The sequence below is a fragment of the Verrucomicrobiota bacterium genome (genome assembly GCA_016871495.1).
Classification (GTDB): Bacteria; Verrucomicrobiota; Verrucomicrobiia; order Limisphaerales; family VHDF01; genus VHDF01.
Window position 1 is genome coordinate 1 of sequence record VHDF01000103.1, and the last position, 16,307, is coordinate 16,307.

The 16,307-nt window shown below is 61.6% G+C and carries 11 protein-coding genes and 1 pseudogene; 4 read left to right on the top strand and 8 right to left on the bottom strand.

Features of this window, described 5'->3' with window-relative positions; genetic code table 11:
• From FJ404_17120 to FJ404_17140, 5 genes and pseudogenes are all read right to left on the bottom strand, one after another.
• Positions 1-1,316: pseudogene (locus FJ404_17120) on the bottom strand (non-ribosomal peptide synthetase).
• 633 nt (positions 1,317-1,949) lie between these two features.
• A complete protein-coding gene (locus FJ404_17125) occupies positions 1,950-2,456 on the bottom strand; it encodes an SET domain-containing protein (GenBank protein ID MBM3824580.1) in 507 nt (168 codons plus the stop codon).
• Positions 2,457-2,718: 262 nt separating this feature from the next.
• Positions 2,719-3,402, bottom strand: a complete 684-nt coding sequence (locus FJ404_17130) for a hypothetical protein (protein ID MBM3824581.1) — start codon at positions 3,400-3,402, stop codon at positions 2,719-2,721.
• The gene (nth, locus tag FJ404_17135) at positions 3,395-4,057 is read right to left on the bottom strand and encodes an endonuclease III (protein ID MBM3824582.1); all 663 of its coding nucleotides are present in this window, start codon (positions 4,055-4,057) and stop codon (positions 3,395-3,397) included. Before nth ends, FJ404_17130 begins: the two co-directional genes overlap by 8 nt.
• A gap of 9 nt (positions 4,058-4,066) precedes the next feature.
• Complete coding sequence (locus FJ404_17140; GenBank protein MBM3824583.1) at positions 4,067-5,308, bottom strand: KamA family radical SAM protein; 1,242 nt, start codon at positions 5,306-5,308, stop codon at positions 4,067-4,069.
• 327 nt (positions 5,309-5,635) lie between these two features.
• On the opposite strand from FJ404_17140, the gene FJ404_17145 reads away from it, so the two are divergent.
• Genes FJ404_17145 through FJ404_17155 form a run of 3 tightly spaced genes read left to right on the top strand, consistent with a single transcriptional unit; the run spans position 5,636 to position 8,246 of the window.
• Positions 5,636-6,427 (top strand): type II secretion system protein, encoded by a 792-nt coding sequence (locus tag FJ404_17145; GenBank protein MBM3824584.1) that lies wholly within the window; start codon positions 5,636-5,638, stop codon positions 6,425-6,427.
• Positions 6,262-7,698 (top strand): hypothetical protein, encoded by a 1,437-nt coding sequence (locus FJ404_17150; GenBank protein MBM3824585.1) that lies wholly within the window; start codon positions 6,262-6,264, stop codon positions 7,696-7,698. The genes FJ404_17145 and FJ404_17150 overlap by 166 nt, the downstream gene beginning before the upstream one ends.
• Positions 7,446-8,246, top strand: a complete 801-nt coding sequence (locus FJ404_17155) for a rhodanese-like domain-containing protein (GenBank protein ID MBM3824586.1) — start codon at positions 7,446-7,448, stop codon at positions 8,244-8,246. Before FJ404_17150 ends, FJ404_17155 begins: the two co-directional genes overlap by 253 nt.
• Positions 8,247-8,382: 136 nt before the next feature.
• Here the strand turns inward: FJ404_17155 and FJ404_17160 are convergent, their stop codons facing one another.
• The 3 genes from FJ404_17160 to FJ404_17170 all read right to left on the bottom strand — a co-directional run bounded on the left by FJ404_17160 (position 8,383) and on the right by FJ404_17170 (position 15,728).
• Positions 8,383-11,910 carry a hypothetical protein gene (locus FJ404_17160; GenBank protein MBM3824587.1) on the bottom strand — a complete coding sequence of 1,176 codons (3,528 nt, stop codon included), beginning with the start codon at positions 11,908-11,910 and terminating at the stop codon, positions 8,383-8,385.
• Positions 11,907-14,186, bottom strand: a complete 2,280-nt coding sequence (locus FJ404_17165; protein MBM3824588.1) for a DUF1553 domain-containing protein — start codon at positions 14,184-14,186, stop codon at positions 11,907-11,909. The genes FJ404_17160 and FJ404_17165 overlap by 4 nt, the downstream gene beginning before the upstream one ends.
• A 159-nt stretch (positions 14,187-14,345) precedes the next feature.
• Positions 14,346-15,728: a DUF1501 domain-containing protein gene (locus FJ404_17170; protein ID MBM3824589.1), complete on the bottom strand. Its 1,383-nt coding sequence runs from the start codon at positions 15,726-15,728 to the stop codon at positions 14,346-14,348.
• Positions 15,729-15,834: 106 nt separating this feature from the next.
• Between FJ404_17170 and FJ404_17175 the strand changes: the two genes are divergently transcribed.
• A partial coding sequence (locus FJ404_17175) for a DUF1080 domain-containing protein (GenBank protein MBM3824590.1) occupies positions 15,835-16,307 on the top strand: 473 nt, incomplete at its 3' end.

Genomic DNA, 16,307 nt, shown 5'->3' on the forward strand with positions numbered 1-16,307 from the left:
ATGGGCGCCGCCCGCCCCGTCTCCATCCGCTGCCCGATCCGCTCCAGGGTGCGGCCTTCGTAAACGTCTCGGACCGAGAGCGTCGATCGAGCATCCCAGTGACGAACCCTCGAGACCAAAAGGGCCGCGGTCATGGAATCTCCACCCCAATCGAGGAAGAAATCATCCGATGCGGAAACGCCGTCCTTCGCGGGAAGAACTTCCGCCAGGGCACGCGCGAGCAGACATTCCTGAGGAGTGCGAGGCTCCCTCCGATCGCGTCGGGCCGAATCGACGGTTCCCGTCAACACGGGCAGGGACTTGCGCAGCATCTTGCCGCCGATCGAACGGGGCAAGACATGGGCCAGCCCGAAACGCCTTGGAATCATGTAAGCGGGCAGCACGCGGCCCAGCGCAGCTTTGAGCCCCTCGAAATCGGGAGGATTTGCCGCGTCCGACGGAATCACATGCGCCTCCAGGTAATCTCCCGACCGGTCCTGGCGAACGGTGCAGGCGGCCTCCATCACGCCAGGGCACTCCGCCAGTTTCGCTTCGATGGCCTCCAATTCAATTCGGTAGCCCCGGATCTTCACCTGGTCGTCCAAACGACCTAAACAGGTGAAACGGCCTTCCGAATCAACTCTCGCCAAATCCCCGGTGCGATAGATGCGACCCAGACCCGCGAGGGTGGGAAACTTCTCCGCCGTGAGCTCGGGCAAGCCTCGATATCCGCGCGCCAATCCGATCCCTGCCAAACACAGTTCGCCCGGCTGCCCCGGAGCAACTTCTCGAAACGTGTCGTCCAACAACACCGCGCGCAAACCCGGAATGGGTCGTCCAATCAGGACCGGCGCACCCGGAGTCACCTCCGCCCGGAGCGAAGTCACCGAACATTCGGTCGGACCGTAGCCGTTGACCATGCGGCGGCCGCGCGACCAGCGGGCAGCAACATCCGGGGGAAGCATCTCGCCGCCGACATAAAGCAAGCGCAGATCAGGCAAAGCCCGATCAGGCTCCGCGCAAGCCATGGCGCGAAGCATGGTCGGCGGCGGACACAGCACCGTCACCCGTTCACGATGGAGCCACTCGACGAGGTCAGGCCCCAGCCGGACCGTCTCGTCGTCAAGGACGACGAGCGTGGCTCCAGAAGCCCATGCCAGCCAGATCTCCTCAACGGAAGAATCGTACGCCGAGGACGAGCTTTGGCCGACACGATCCTGCGGGCCAAGTTGAAAGGCCTCCAAATCCGAAGCCACGAGGTTGGCAATTCCGCCATGCTCGATCATCACCCCTTTGGGTTTGCCGGTCGTTCCGGAAGTGTAAATGAGATAGGCGAGGTCGCTGGGACGGGGAAGGCCGGCCCGCGACCGTCCCGAACCGAGCATGGAGATTCGGGATGGCGGAGCCACCGAAAGCGAGGCATTCAAGTCCTGCCAGCCCGTGATCTCTTCCGGAATCGGGGCTCCGTTCGCTGCGCTCGCCCCTGATCTCGACGGAGAAGATCCGTGGCGATCCGGAGGGTGCGATGGGTGCAGGGCGCCTCCCGTCCAGAGGAGCCGAGTGTGGGCCGGAACGGCCTCAAGAGGTTGGGAGCATGAAGCCGGATGGGTGATCAGTGCGGCCGCCCCGGCATCCACCAAAATGTCTCGGACTTGCAGACTCGGGAAAGCCGGATCGATGCAAGTATAGGCCGCTCCGAGGGAAAGGACCGCGAGTTGAACAGCGTAAAGATCGGGATCGGTCCTCGCCAACAACAGGGCGAATACAGTTTCGCCGTTCGCCAAGGGACTGAGGCGCTTGGCCCAACCCTCAGCGGCCTGGCCCAGTTCGCGATAACTCAGGACCACGCGCCCGGCACGTCCCTCCCCCGGCGGAATGTCCACCGCGGGCAGGTCCGGAAATCGGGCCGCCGTCCGGTAAAAAAAATCCGGCAAGACCTGCGGTGGCGTCGCGTGGTTCACGCGGTCGGCTCAAGAGGTAGGTCCACGAAAAAGTGCATGGGTCAGGTGGGGAGAAAGCCATGGGCCCAGCCGGTCACGCTCCTTCTTTTCGAGATGACGATAACCGCGAATCCAACCCAGGCAGGACGGAGCACCACAGGAGCATGAGAAGGGTTCGGACAACTCGAATTCGGTCGTGTTGTAATTGAAAGTAATCGGGTCGCCGCGTTCGATGGGCTCGCAGCAAACCAGCCTTGGATGGCTGAACCAGGCATTGGGCTCGCAACTATGATTCAGAAATCGCCAGCCCGCCGGATCCGCGGGAGCGGGTTCCCGCTCCAGCGACAAAGGTTCGAGATGTTCCGAAGGGCCGATCTGAATTGAGAATCGCGTGGCGCGGGGGCGGATCAAGCCTTGAACCTCGAGAATCATTTCGCCGGGTTGGAAGGCCTTCATGGCCACCACCCCGTAACCGCGAGCCCGACGTTGAACGGAGTAGAAGCTCGAGGCGGTGACCGGCCCGCTGTGAATGAGCATGGCGTCGAGGTTTGCCCACCCTGGAAGAGAGAATCAATCTTGAAAGGATCGAGCCCATCCCGCTCGCAAGAAAGATCGAGGGCACGCTTCGAGAGGTCAGACCGAAGGAAAAGGGATCTCACGGAGCCACGAAGCTGCGGAAATGCGGCGGCACGCTCGAACCGGCAACCCTCTGAGCGAAACGGGTTCCGGAGAGCATCCTTAAAAAGGGCAGGTGCCGGGAACGAATCCGGCGTCCCTGGCTTTTGCCGAGACCGGGGAGTCAACGCATCTCGTGATACGCGCTCAACCCGTACCGTGTCGCGACTTGTTGCTCTGCGCCCGCGTCATCTTCGGCATTCGGCTCGAACCGAGCCCAGGATACGGACCACGCTTGCTCCGCCCGGCGCCGCATGGACTCTTCCCAATCCTGCCGGGCCAAGCCCTCGGGCGGACGAATCGAGCCTTGAATGAGCAAGCCGGATTTGTTCCGCCGCTGCGCCGCGCCGGCCAGCTTTGTCCCCAAGCGCAGCACATCGAATTTTTCGTGTCCGGCGAAGCATTGGCCGGGGGCTTCCTTCCGGCAGCAATCCGCCAAGGTCACGGGCCATCCAACCGACGAAAAAGCGCCGGCAATCCAGCCATGGATTCGTTGATAGCTTTCGACGGCCGTCAGGGCGTGCCATGGGTGGCCGGGCGGGATGGCCAGCGCGTAGGTCCAGTCGCCGTCGTGCCTCACCAGCCCTCCGCCGGTGGGGCGGCGCAACAAGGGACGAAGCTCGGTGATTCGGGCGATCTCCGCGTAGCGCTGGAAATAGCCGAATGTCGCCGCGGGTTGTCGCCATCGATACGAGCGAAACACCGGGATGCCGCGCGCCGCCGCCGAGGATAACAACCAGGCATCCCACGCCATGTTGCGCGGGGGATCTTCCGGCGGAGAATTCCAAAAGGCCCAAACTTCAGGCATGGGCGGATTTCCGGCCCAAAGGGCAATGCACGAGGATTTCGCACTGCTCGCATTGGGGATGGCGGGCGGGACACCGCCGGCGTCCGTGCCAAATGAGCCAATGGCTCAGGAGGGTCCAGTGTTCGCGCGGTGCCAGCGTCATGAGGTCCTTCTCGATTTTCAGCGGATCTTTCTCCCGGCTGAGCTCGAGCCTGTCGGACAACCGGGCGACGTGAGTGTCCACCACCACGCCTTCATTCAGGCCGAAGGCGTTGCCCAATACCACATTCGCGGTCTTGCGGCCCACGCCCGCCAAGGCGATCAACGATTCGATCTTGTTTGGCACTTCGCCCCCGTGCAACTCGACGAGGGTGGCGCAGGCGGAACGAATGTTTTTGGCTTTGCTGCGGTAGAGCCCAATCCGCTTGATGTCCCCTTCCAAAACTTCTTGGGGAGCGCGGGCGTAGTCGGCGGCGCTTCGGTATTTTTGAAACAGCGCGGGTGTGACCTGATTCACCAGTTTGTCCGTGCATTGAGCGGAGAGAATCGTCGCGACCAGCAATTCGAGTGGATTCGAATACAGCAGTTCGCAGTGGGCATCGGGATAAGCGCGACGAAGGCCCTCGAAGATCAGTGCCGCGCGGGTTTTCCGCGCGGCTGGGGATTCGCGCGCCATGGCGGGCCGTTAGGACCAGGATTCCGCCGTCGAGTGAGGCCCGGTTTCACCGGCATAGGGCACGCCCTCGGCGTCTTCGGGATACTCGAACACCTTCCCTTCGAAATTCTGCAACCGCACGCGCTCCGTGCTTTGCTCGAGAACGTAGTCGGGATTGACGGGAACTTTTCCACCTCCGCCTGGCGCGTCGATCACGTATTGCGGCACGGCATACCCCGTCGTGTGCCCTCGGAGCTGCCTCATGATGTCGATTCCTTGGCGGACACTGGACCGCAGATGCGACGAGCCCGCGATGAGGTCGCATTGATAGACGTAATACGGCCGCACCCGGCACATGAGCAGTTTCTGCACATGCGCTTTCATCACCACCGGATCGTCATTCACATGGCGGAGCAGCACGGATTGATTGCCGAGAGGGATGCCGACATCCGCCAGCCTGGCGAGGGCCTCGCGCACTTCGGTGGTGAGTTCCCGCGGATGGTTGGAGTGAAGGCTGATGAACAAAGGGTGGAACTGCCTGAGCAGTTCGCACAATTCAGCCGTAATGCGTTGAGGCAGGAAGATGGGAATGCGCGTCCCGATGCGCAGAAATTCGACATGCGGGATGGCGCGCAATTTGCCGAGCAAATACTCGAGCTTTTCCTCGGTGAAGAGGAGCGGGTCGCCTCCGCTCAACAGCACGTCACGGATCGTGGGGGTTCGCGCGATATAATCGATTTGCCGGTCGAACTCCGGATGAAAATCATAGCCGCTGGCGTTGCTGACCAGCCGGGATCGCGTGCAGTAACGGCAATAGGCGGCGCAGCGGTCCGTCACCAGAAACAGAACGCGATCCGGATACCGATGCACCAGTCCAGGCACGGGCGAGTGCGCGTCTTCCCCGCAGGGATCGGTCATTTCCCAGGGCGCAGTTTGGGTTTCCTCAAGGCGGGGAATGACCTGCCGCCGGATGGGACACAGTTCGTCAGCCTGATGGATGAGATTGAAAAAGTAGGGGGTGATCGCCATGGCCAGCTTGGAATTGGCGAGCACCGTTCCCGCCCTCTCCTCCGGAGTGAGCGCGGGCATGAGCTTTTCCAATTGCTCCAGCGTGGTGATGCGATGTCGCAATTGCCATTTCCAGTCCTGCCAGTCCTTGTCGGCAATCTGCGGCCAAAAGCCGCGCCCGGCGCTGTGGAACTGTTTGAGGGAGGCCAAATGTTCGGCGGAGGAGCCGCCTCGGGGCTCCGCCGATGCTGCATCGGTTGGCATTGCTGCGGCCAACTATAGGTGTGAGCCGTCCTCTGTCAAGGGAGCCACCCGGCCCCCAAGACCGCGGGTAAGGGATGCTCATTCCAGGGAAAGCCCCCGGATGGAGTGGATTTCACGGAAAAGACCCGAGAGCTCTGGCTCCACAGAACCCACTGAGTTTTCACGCGATTGGGTTGTTCATGATGAGGCGGCGTGAACGACGCGCTCCAGGCGCTCTTGCGGATGTTCCGCGCTGCCAGCAAACGAAGAAAATGCCTTGGATTTCATCTCGTTCAGTGGAACACTCGCGTTTCACTACCCCGAACCGATCGTCCCGCACGGATTATCATGAAAACGCCTCCTCCATCCCGCGCGTCCCGCGCGTTCACCTTGATCGAACTCTTGGTGGTGATTGCCATCATCGCCATTCTCGCCGGCATGCTCCTGCCCGCGCTTTCCAACGCCAAGTCCAAGGCGAACAAAACCCTTTGTACCAGCAATGAAAAGCAATGGGGCGTCGCACTGGCCATGTACGCAGCCGACTTCAACAACAGCTTCCCCGACAATCGGGACGGATTTGACCTGAGCTGGATGGGGCTCAACATGATCGCGTTCTGGGAGAATTACCTCATCAGGTCGGAACGCCCAAAGGACGGCAAGGACAAGAAGGCGAAGAATCACGTCATTTTCTGCCCCACCGACCAGTGGCACCGGCAAGCGGATACCTGGCGCGCAGGTCAAACCGGGGCCGAAAGAAGTCCGATCCTCACCGGCTATTTTTATCTCCCTGGCCGGGCTCCCGGCGGCTGGCCGTACCAATCCGAAGGGCTTCAGGAATGGCACTACCGGAAGAAAATGGGAGGAATCTACAGCGGCGCTCCCGTGCTGATCGATCGTATGCAAGGCGTCGGATCGCGCACCACGAACATGTATGATACCAGGCTGGTTTGGTTTGTGGATGACGGCGGCAAGCGATGGAAATCCGGGAACCATTGGGAAGGTCCTCGCGGCGCGCCCACCGGCGGCAATTTCTTGTTCGAGGACGGCCACGTCGAGTGGCGGAACGGCAAGACTGTAGGCTTGGGCTCATGGGCAGGAAACTGGCAGTGCTTCTACAAGATCAACGTGCCGGAACAATAAACCGCGCCAAGCCTATTCCCGTTTCCATGTTCTCCTTCCTCCTCGTCCCAGGACTCGTGGCGATGACGGCGCTGGCGGACTGGCCGCAGTGGCGCGGGGTCGGCCGGGATGGCCACGCCACATCCGTCGGATGGGAACCCTCGACTTTGCCCAAGGAAGCCAAAGCCGTATGGAAGGTGCGGGTCGGTCCGGGGCACTCATCGCCGATCGTGTTCGGAAACCGCGTGGTTTATCTCGACGAATCCGAAGGCCAGGAATTCGTGCATTGCCTCGATCGAAACTCCGGCCGTTCTCTCTGGAAATCGGCGCTCTCCTCAAGCTACCAGGACGAATGGGGCGCCGGCCCGCGCTCCACGCCCTTCGTGGATGCCGACCGCGTTTATGCCCAATCCTGCAATGGCGAATTTCGCTGTTTGAGTTTGGAACAGGGAAGAACGATTTGGCGGGTGAATTTTGAGGATTTCGGCGTCAAATTCCTCGGCAGCAAAGCGCAGGAGGGCACGGCCAGCCGGCGCGGCAACACCGGCTCGGGCTTGATCGACGGCCCCCGCGTCATTGTGCCGGTGGGCAGCACGAGCCAGGGAACCCTCTTCTGCTTCGACAAGTTGACGGGCAAAGTTCTGTGGAAAGCCCTGCGGGATGAAGCCGCCTATTCCTCCCCCGTTCTCGCTTCCCCCGGCGGCATTCGCCAGGTCATCCATCTCACCGCCGAGGGCTTGGCGGGAGTGCACGCCGAAACGGGCGAGGCGCTCTGGCAGGTTCCCTTGAAGACGGCCGCCAAGCGGCACGCCGCCACCCCCGTTGTTTATGGGAACAAGATTCTCGTGAACTCCTACTCGATCGGAGTCGTGTGCATCGAACTCGCACCCCGCTCCGGCAAAATGGACGCGACCATCGCCTGGCAATTGAAGGACCAGAAAATCAACATCGCCTCCCCCGTCCTGGTCGGGCAGCACCTCTACTCCCAAGGGGCCAACAAAGACTTCGTTTGCGTGGACGTGGCGGCGGGCGCCTTGAAATGGGCTCAAGCCGGATTCGGCCTTGGGGGCAAGAAGGATTACTCTTCCACCATCGCTCTTGGACGCCGTTTGTTGGTCCTGACCGAGGATGGCCAGTTGTTGTTATTGGACGCCAATCCCGATCAATTCCGGGAGTTGGCGAGACTGCAAGTGTGCGGGAACACCTGGAGCCATCCCGCCTACGCTGGGGGACGGTTGTATGTTCGCGACGGGCGCGAACTCGCCTGCTTCGACTTGAGGGGCACCCCTTGAGCAGGTTCGTTTCCTGGATCCCGAGGGGGTCGCGTTGGGCGGCACTCGCCAGCCTGGGCTGGTTTTGGCTGACACCGATGAGTGCCGAAGACCTTCCCGCGATTCAGAAAGCCATTCGCAAGCGATTTCCCGAAGTCCGCCAATTATCCACGCGCGACCTGGCGGCGTGGCTGGGGGACGATGCTCGTCGGCCTCCCTTGATCGTGGATGTGCGGGCCATGGTGGAATTCAAGGTGAGCCATCTTCAACACGCGAAGCACTGGGAAAGCGCCGAAGCGATTCGCGACGCCGCCCCCTCACGCGAGACGCCCATCGTGGTGTATTGTTCGGTAGGTTACCGATCGTCGGCCGTTGCGGAAAAGCTGATGCGATGGGGATTCAGCCAGGTCTGGAATCTCGACGGTTCCCTCTTCGCCTGGGCCAATGAAGGCCGTCCCGTTTATCGAGGTCGTGAACGCGTCACGGTGGTGCATCCCTATGACAGCCACTGGGGAAAAATGCTGAACTCCGAGAGGCATCCCACCGCGAAACCCGAATCAAGCCGCTGAAGCCAACCCGGCGGTTTGTTCAGCCTCCCGACTAACTTGATGCTCAAGTTACTCACCATTCCGCCCTCGGCGCCCATGGAGATCCCTCACGGCCGCGCTCCCGCTCGACTCCCCGAGTCACCGCGAGCCACGAGGCTCAGTTGGTGGAGGCGACGCGGAGCAATACCGGGCGTGAGGTTTGCCGTCCTGCCTGATTCTCGACCGCAAAGCACAGCCGCTCCTGTGGAGCAACCCAACGAGCGGCATGGAGAAAGATTTCCCGCTCGTGCTCACCCCTGGGCATCAGCACCCCGTTCAAGCCAATGTTGTCCACGATCACACCGTGTGGGAGGTTCCCCACATTGAAGGTGATCAAGTCGTCGTGGCCACTGCGGGAAACTCTCAGCATCGCGGGAATGATTTGTCCGGGGCGAATCACGAGCACCTCCGGTTCCAAGGATTCTTGAGCGGAAGCCGCGCTTTTTTCGACCGCCTCCAGACGCACAAAAAGTTTCGGAGCCTCTTTCACTTCCACGCGAATCAGAGACGGCACGTTCTTCTCGATTCTGACGCCGCCGAAAGACGCGCTGGCCCGGGCCGTGAGTGAAAAACCGGAACTCTCGATTTTGGCCTTCTCGGTCACAAAGACCACCCCGGATGCCGTCATGTGTCCGGCCTGGATCAGGAGCGGACTGGAAATCCGAACCCCCTCCGGTTGCCCCTCCAAATCGATCTGAATTTCCCCCTCGAATCCATCCCGGCGCTCCGCGGTATAAGTAAACGATTGGCCGCTTCCGCGGGCCACTTGGAGTTTCGTCTCGTTGAGGGTGAGCGCAAAATCCGGCTTGGGCTCCCGCACCTCCAGTCGATAGGCGAAGCGATCTCCAAATCCCCCGCGGCTTTCCGTCACCCGCACCAGAAAGGAGCCGGACCGGGGAGCCCGAAAAAAGAGCTTCGCATCGGCGCCGAACTTGCGATCCGCGTCGTCGTCATTGGCGTAGGTCAACGTGAAGGAAGGAAGGCCGTTGGCGGCGGGGGGGGTGCCCGGCGGGTGCGGTTCGACGATGTAACCCACCTCCTCGATCGGATGGGCCATGGCGGAGGTGTCGAAGTAGCCCTTGCGCTTGCCATTCCGACTGTAAAAAGCCATTTCGGAATCGGGACCTTGCGGCATGCGGAACAGTTTCACGACCTCTCCTCGCAAATACAGGAACTGGTTCAGTTCCATTTCCTCGTAATGGTCGAGGCGCGCTCCACCGGAGTTGGAATCAATCGGGCGGAAATTGATGGCCGTGTTGCGCATGGCCTGCAATCGCACTCGTTGCACGGGTCGTCCGTCGGGCCAGAGAATTTCAACCCGGGTATCGGCTTGAGTGCCCCACCTTGTGGCGGTCGTCTCGATGACAAAATCCTGCCCCTCGGACGCCGCGAACGAAAAATAATCCGCATCTGTGGCACTACCCATGCGACCACTCACCGCTTCTCCCGGCGCCAAGATTTGCGCGGTGGTGGGAGTGTCGTTCGATTCGCGTTCGATGATCTCGGTAAAAGCCGTGCGAGGCACCTTGACCGGCTGTCGGAGGCGGAATGATTTCGAATCCAGATTGAGTTCCGTCTCGTTCGCTTCGGTCGATTCCAAACGCACCGGGCGCGCCTTGCGCACCAAATATCCCTCCAAGCGCACCTCCTGCCCGCCTTGGCGATGCGCGGCTAATGGAAATACACCGGTGACCATCCCGCGAGTGGAAAGCGTAACCCGATAATCGTGCTCGGTTGATCCTGCCGCCATCCGGTCGCGGAGGCGAAGCCGGTAGCGGCCGGAGGTTGCAGGCTCGAACTCAAGAATCGGTTCCGCGCTGTCACCTCCGCGGCTTTCAGCAACCACGCGTCCCTTCGGATCAATCACCGCGATGGATGGCGACCCTTTCCCGCCAAGGGAAGAGCTTCTCAAATCCACCACCAGGCCTTGCCCGGCCCGCGCCTCGAATTCGATTTCGTCCAAATCTCCCGCCGGATCCAACTTGCCCCAAAAACTTGAATCCACCTTCATCGACAGCGCGTTGGTTCCTTCGAAACGCTGAGGGACGTCATCGATGTAAATCGGCTTCCGCCCTGAATCACCGCCCTCCCAAACCGCCCAAATCTCCACCGGTCCGAGGGGCGCGTCCGCCTCCGCAGTCCAAACGACAGTCAACTCGGTTTCCGATCGGGTTGCCCCCTCCTCCAGGCGCACCTTGACCTTGGGTGACGCCGACTTCAGTTCTCTGACTTGGCCAAGGTTCTTGCCCACAAGGATTCCGGACCCACTCGTTCCCGCGTGAAGTCCGCGCGACTCGATCCGAGTCAGTTCAGGCTGGGCGGGCGGGGACGCGCTCTTGCCCGTGGTCGCTTCGTAATAGCCGATCGAACCGTCCAAACGACCCACAGCCAGGATGTTGTTCTTCAAGAAGGCCAGTGCGGATGGCCAATCCGGCTGCCGTTCCAATGCGGTGGTTTCTTTCAGGCTCGAGGTCTCCCAAATCTTCACCGTCCCATCGTCCGCGCCGCTGGCCAGCCGGTTTCCGTCCTCCGACAATGCCAGTTTGAGCACCGCGCCTTCATGCGCATAGCGAGCCTCCAGCAAGGGATTCGTCGTCTCCGCGGCGGAAGGGCTGATCTGATAAACCCGGATTCGGTTGTCCGCTCCAGCCGTCCACAGCCGCTGTCCATCCCTGGAAAACACCGCGGCATAAACCTCCCGCGACGATTGCGAAAGAGTATCCCGCCTCAGTCCCGCTTCCGCATCCCAAAGCTTGACGGTCCGATCGAGGCTCGCGCTGGCCAAGAGGCGGCCATCCGCGCGGAAAGCCAGATCGAAAATCGCGCCGTTATGCACGGCGAGCGTATGCTTCGCCACTCGCCGGTCTGGATCCCAGAGGACGATGCTCTGGTCGTAGCTTCCGGACGCCAAAATGGAACCGGCAGCATTCAAGGCCAGCGCGTAGATCGCATCGCGATGACCTTCGTAAAGATGTTGCAACTGTCCGTCCGCAGTCTTCCACACACGGATTTCCCCGAATTGCCCCGGGCGTCCAGACGCGGCGTAAAGCAGCGATCCATCGGCATTGAACACCAGCGACGTCACGTCGCCCCGGTGGCCTTCCAGCGTTCTTTGGATCGACCGATCTTTCCCGTCCCAAAGCTCGACTTTCCCATGCCGCCCCACCGCGAGCCGTTGAGGGCCGGAGGCGTAAGCCATGCTGAAAACAGAGGGCTTGGGCTGGCTTCGCACGGGCACCTTGGGAACGCTCAATTCCGCAACAACCGCTTTGGCGGGCGGCTTGGCACCCCCATCAATCCAGGATTTGAAGAGCGCGATTTGGGCGGAGCTTAGCTTCTCCTTGCGCCCGGGAGGCATGACGATCTTCTTCCCCTTCTTCTCGGCGCGGCCTTCCAATGTCTGGACCAAAAGGCTCTCCGCGCTTTGGCCCGGTCGGACGGCCGGACCGCTCTCGCCTCCCTTCAACAAGGCATCACGCGAATCCACGACCAGGGATCCATCAGCATCCTTGCCGGTATGACATTCGGCGCAGTGCTGCGTGAGGATCGGCATGAGTTCGGCGAAATCCACCGCATCCGCGGAGCGCACCCCACCGGCGGCCGCGAGAAAACACCACAACCCCAAAATTCCGAAGGCCGATTTCAATGGTTGAATAAGAATTCTTTGCTGTTCAGCAGAGCCCACAACAGATCCTCCACCGCCGTCGTCCGACCGTCTTCGCCCGCCTCCTCGATCAGCTTCAGGAGGCGGTCCCGTTCTTCCATGGCCGGCGGGCGGCTCAGCGCGCTGAGATACGCCTCCTCCACGATGTCACCAGGAGCTTTCTTTTCGCGAATCCACTGGCGGACGCGGCCCTTTTCCGAGGCAATCTTCGCGTTCAAGGTCCCCCCATTGGCCAAGTGCAACACCTGGGCCACATTGGACTCCGAAGTGCGCTCGCACTCGCAGGTCCGCTCCCGCTCGGGCCGGCCGAACGTTTTCAGGAAATACGAATCCACATTCGCGTCGGGCAGTTGCAGGGCTCTCCAACCCGCGGGATACCCGGAAAACTCCGTGGGTTGCCCCGTCACTTGAGAAACGGCATCCAGGAGCACCTCCGCCATCATGCGCTTGGGGTAGTAGCGCGAGTGGTATTTCGAATCCCCGGCGTTGGCGGCCATGGCCTGGCTGGATCGTTGATAGGTCTCGGATTGCAGAATGGAACGGATCAACGCTCTCAAATCGAATTTCGACTTTGCGAGGTGCCCGGCCAAGGCATCCATCAGCCCCGGATTGGAAGGCGGATTGGTGGCACGCAAGTCGTCCACGTTCATCACCAAACCCACGCCAAAGAAATTGGCCCACACGCGATTCACGATGGCCTTGGCAAAATAAGGATTCCCAGGGGCGACCAACCAATCGGCCAGGTGTGAGCGCCGATCCTGCGCGCGGGCGTCCGCCATCGGCTCGCCGTCCAGCGGCGCGGGCGTCAAAGCCTTGCCGGTGAGCGGCTGGATCACCTCCCCTTCGGCGGCCTCGAAGACGACAGCCTCGCCGTCCGCTGTCCCCACCTTGGCTCTGACGCGGGCAAACAAATTCGCAAACTGAAAATACTGGTCGTTCGTCCATTTCTCCATCGGATGATTGTGACAGCGGGCGCAATTGATGGACATGCCGAGAAAGGCCAGAGACGTGTTCTCCGCCATCAACCGCGGATCCTCGTGCATCACGAAGAAGTTGGCCGCCCCGTGGTCGAGGGTGCTGCCCCGCGAAGTCACCAATTCCCGGACAAGCTTGTCCCAAGGCGTGTTCCGCTCCACGTGATGCCGCAGCCACCGATAAAACGACCACATCGCGGCGCCCTTGAGCTTCCGGCTCTGCACCAGCAAGAGGTCGGACCACTTGTAGGTCCAGTAATCCACGAATTCGGGCCGGTCGAAAATCCGCTCGATCAAGCGATCACGTTTGTCGGCACGGCGATCCTTCAGGAATTCCCGGGCTTCGTCGGCGGAGGGTAGCACCCCTAAGGTATCGAGATAGACCCGCCGGATGAACTCGCTGTCCGAACACCGGGGCGACGGCGGCAAGTTCAAACTCTCCAACTGCGCCAGAACCTGTTCATCCACAAAATTGCGCCGTGAGGCCTTGGCCAGCGAACCCTTGGGTACGGCGTTGGTGTAAGGCGCCGCCACCGACGCCAGGGCAATCCGGCTCAGATACCAGGCGGTAATGGCGGATTCGCCAGACCCCACGATGCTGACCCGCCCGTGTTCATCGACCTGGGCGACCGCACCGTTCGCCGCGGTGAATTTCGCCCAATGAGTCACGTCTTCCACACGCCCATCGTTGAAATGAGCCATGACGAGAAACTGCTGCTGATCTCCCACCCGCAAGCGGACGCGGTCCGGCATCACCTCGATACGTTCGATGCGGGGATCTTTCGCGGAAGGGCCCGGGGCTCCTTGGGCGATCCAACCCGACAACACCCGGTACTCGATGGAATCCGGCGCGAATCTTACCCCGCCCTTGTGCGGAACGGCGCCCGTGGCCTTGAGTAACAACAAACTTCTCCCGGGATCGGACGGCACGACGCGGCGTCCGCTGGCGTGCCTCGTGATGGACCGAAAATCTCCCTCGTCATCGTAGCCCCGCAAGGAAAGCCGGAAGTTGTTCTGCCCCGCGGCGGCGCCATGGCAGGCGCCGGAACTGCAACCCGCCCGCGCCAGCACCGGCTGCACATGATTGCGGAAGCTCCAGCCCGATTCCTGATCGAAGCCCGTCACGGAAATCTCCACACTCGCCGTGTCGCGCCCGTCCTCAACCCGCAAGGTCGCCCGTCCGTTCGACACCGGATGGAGAAAGTCATTCTCAAGACGAACCGCCCCGCCCTCCACCCGGACCACCGCGTTGGTCACAAGCCCCGCAGCGCGCCCTTCGACCATTCGTTCCACCACGAACTGTTGGCGGGCCCCCGGACCGCTCAGATCAACCCGGGGGGGATAAACCGCGATCGATTCGCGGGCGGCCCAGGCGCTCGAGCCTAACGCCAGCATCAAGGCACCCAGCCAAGCAATTCGCGGCAACAGCATGGAAAGAGCAGGCTAGGCGAACAACTCTCGAATCGGCTGCGTGCCAAAATCGACGAGCGGGAAAGGCCTCGCTTGCGGGCCCGGCAGATGCGCGTCGAGTTCCAGCCCCAGACTGTGAGCCACCGTGGCAATGATTTCACTGGGCTTGACCGGACGCTCCACAGGATAAGCGCCGATATCGTCGCTGCGACCCACGACGCGGCCTCCCTTCACGCCACCGCCCGCGAAATACACGGTCCAGCACTGCGGCCAGTGATCGCGGCCGCCCGCCGGATTGATTTTGGGCGTGCGTCCGAATTCCGCCAAGTTGCAAACCAGCGTCCGGTCCAGCAATCCGCGCTGGCTCAGATCCTCGATCAACGCGCTGTAACCCTGATCATACATGGGGGCGACGATGTCGCGCATGCCCGCGATCGAGGTGAAAGGTTTCGAGCCGTGGATGTCCCAAGTAATCTCGTCGAACACCGTGATGAAAGTGTTGATCGTGACGAAGCGCACTCCCGCCTCGACGAGCCGGCGAGCCAGCAAACAGCTTTGTCCAAATCGCGTCAGGCCATAACGCTCCCGCACCTTCTCCGGCTCCTTCGTCAGATCGAAAGCGTCCCTCGCCTTCGCGCTGGTCATGAGGCGGTAAGCCGACTCGAAGTTCGCGTCCATCAACTGCGCCTGCGGGCTGGCTTCGAATTTCCTCACCGTGTCGTCCACCACGGCGCGCAACTTTCGGCGGCGTTCCAGGCGCGCCTCGCCAATTTCGGCCGGGGGCGCCAAATCCGGCACTTTGAATTCCTTCTTGGATGGATCGGAATTCAGGATGAACGGATCGTGGGCTTTGCCCAGGAACCCGGCATCCTGGCCATGCGGCAAACCTCCCCCCGTGCTGCCCATCGTTTCGGGCAGGATGATGTGCGCGGGCAGTTCCGAGCGCCGCCCGCGCAGGAATTCCAGCGCGGAACCAATGTGCGGCGTGTTGATGCCGCCGCTGAACAAACGGCCCGTCTGCATCATTTGATGGCCGGTGTCATGCACCGCCGCCGCCGTGTGATAACAGCTGCGCACGAGCGAGAACTTGTCCGCCACTTGGGCATGCCGTGGAAAAATCTCCGAAATCTCGAACGCGTCGGACTTCGTGCGAATCGGCTTGAACGGACCCCGAATCTCGCGGGGCGCGTCCGGCTTCAGATCGAAGGTGTCGAGCTGGCTGGGCGCGCCCAGATTGAAAATCATGATCGCGGAGCGATCGTCATGCGCCGGACTGGTGCCCGCGGCCCGGGCTTGCAATGCATTGAGGAGCGGCAGCGAAAGACCGAAGGCGCCCAGGGTGCCGATTTGCAGGAAATCACGGCGGCGCACCCCGTCGCACGTGGTGATGGAACCTTGGCCCGAAACCTTTAGCATAGGCGGACTGGAAACATGGTGAATTCTGAGACAAGTCTTATCCGGGAAACGATGCCAAGACAATCCGATTCTTGCTCGAAAACGCGATTCCGGCCAGGCTTCTCCCATGCAATATCCCGGAGCGGACCCCTCAAACTCAACCCAATCCCGCAGGCGCTTCCTCCACCAAGCCTTCGCCGCAGGCGCCGCCCTTGCCCTCAACGCGCAAGCCGCCCAACCGGCTCCCAAGGAGTCCTGGATCCAGCTCTTCAACGGCCGCGACCTCGATGGATGGACGCCCAAGATTCGCGGCCACGCGGCCGGCGTCAACTTCGGGAACACCTTTCGCGTGGTGGACGGTTATCTCACGGTCGGTTACGACGCCTACGACACTTACCGCGAACGCTTCGGCCATCTCTTCTACAAACAGGGCTTTTCGCATTACCGAATTCGAGCGGAGTACCGCTTCATCGGCACGCAAGTGCCCGGCGGCCCGGGCTGGGCGGTTCGCAACAGCGGCCTCATGCTCCACGGGCAGACGCCGGAATCGATGACGCTGGACCAGGACTTCCCGGCCTCCATCGAAGCTCAACTGCTGGG

Bases quoted from the DNA above. Each gene is read 5' to 3' on its own strand.
- FJ404_17125 (MBM3824580.1), bottom strand. From the start codon at position 2,456: ATGCTCATTCACAGCGGGCCGGTCACCGCCTCGAGCTTCTACTCCGTT.
- FJ404_17130 (MBM3824581.1), bottom strand. From the start codon at position 3,402: ATGCCTGAAGTTTGGGCCTTTTGGAATTCTCCGCCGGAAGATCCCCCG.
- nth (MBM3824582.1), bottom strand. From the start codon at position 4,057: ATGGCGCGCGAATCCCCAGCCGCGCGGAAAACCCGCGCGGCACTGATC.
- FJ404_17140 (MBM3824583.1), bottom strand. From the start codon at position 5,308: ATGCCAACCGATGCAGCATCGGCGGAGCCCCGAGGCGGCTCCTCCGCC.
- FJ404_17145 (MBM3824584.1), top strand. From the start codon at position 5,636: ATGAAAACGCCTCCTCCATCCCGCGCGTCCCGCGCGTTCACCTTGATC.
- FJ404_17150 (MBM3824585.1), top strand. From the start codon at position 6,262: ATGGAAATCCGGGAACCATTGGGAAGGTCCTCGCGGCGCGCCCACCGG.
- FJ404_17155 (MBM3824586.1), top strand. From the start codon at position 7,446: ATGGGCTCAAGCCGGATTCGGCCTTGGGGGCAAGAAGGATTACTCTTC.
- FJ404_17165 (MBM3824588.1), bottom strand. From the start codon at position 14,186: ATGGTCGAAGGGCGCGCTGCGGGGCTTGTGACCAACGCGGTGGTCCGG.
- FJ404_17170 (MBM3824589.1), bottom strand. From the start codon at position 15,728: ATGCTAAAGGTTTCGGGCCAAGGTTCCATCACCACGTGCGACGGGGTG.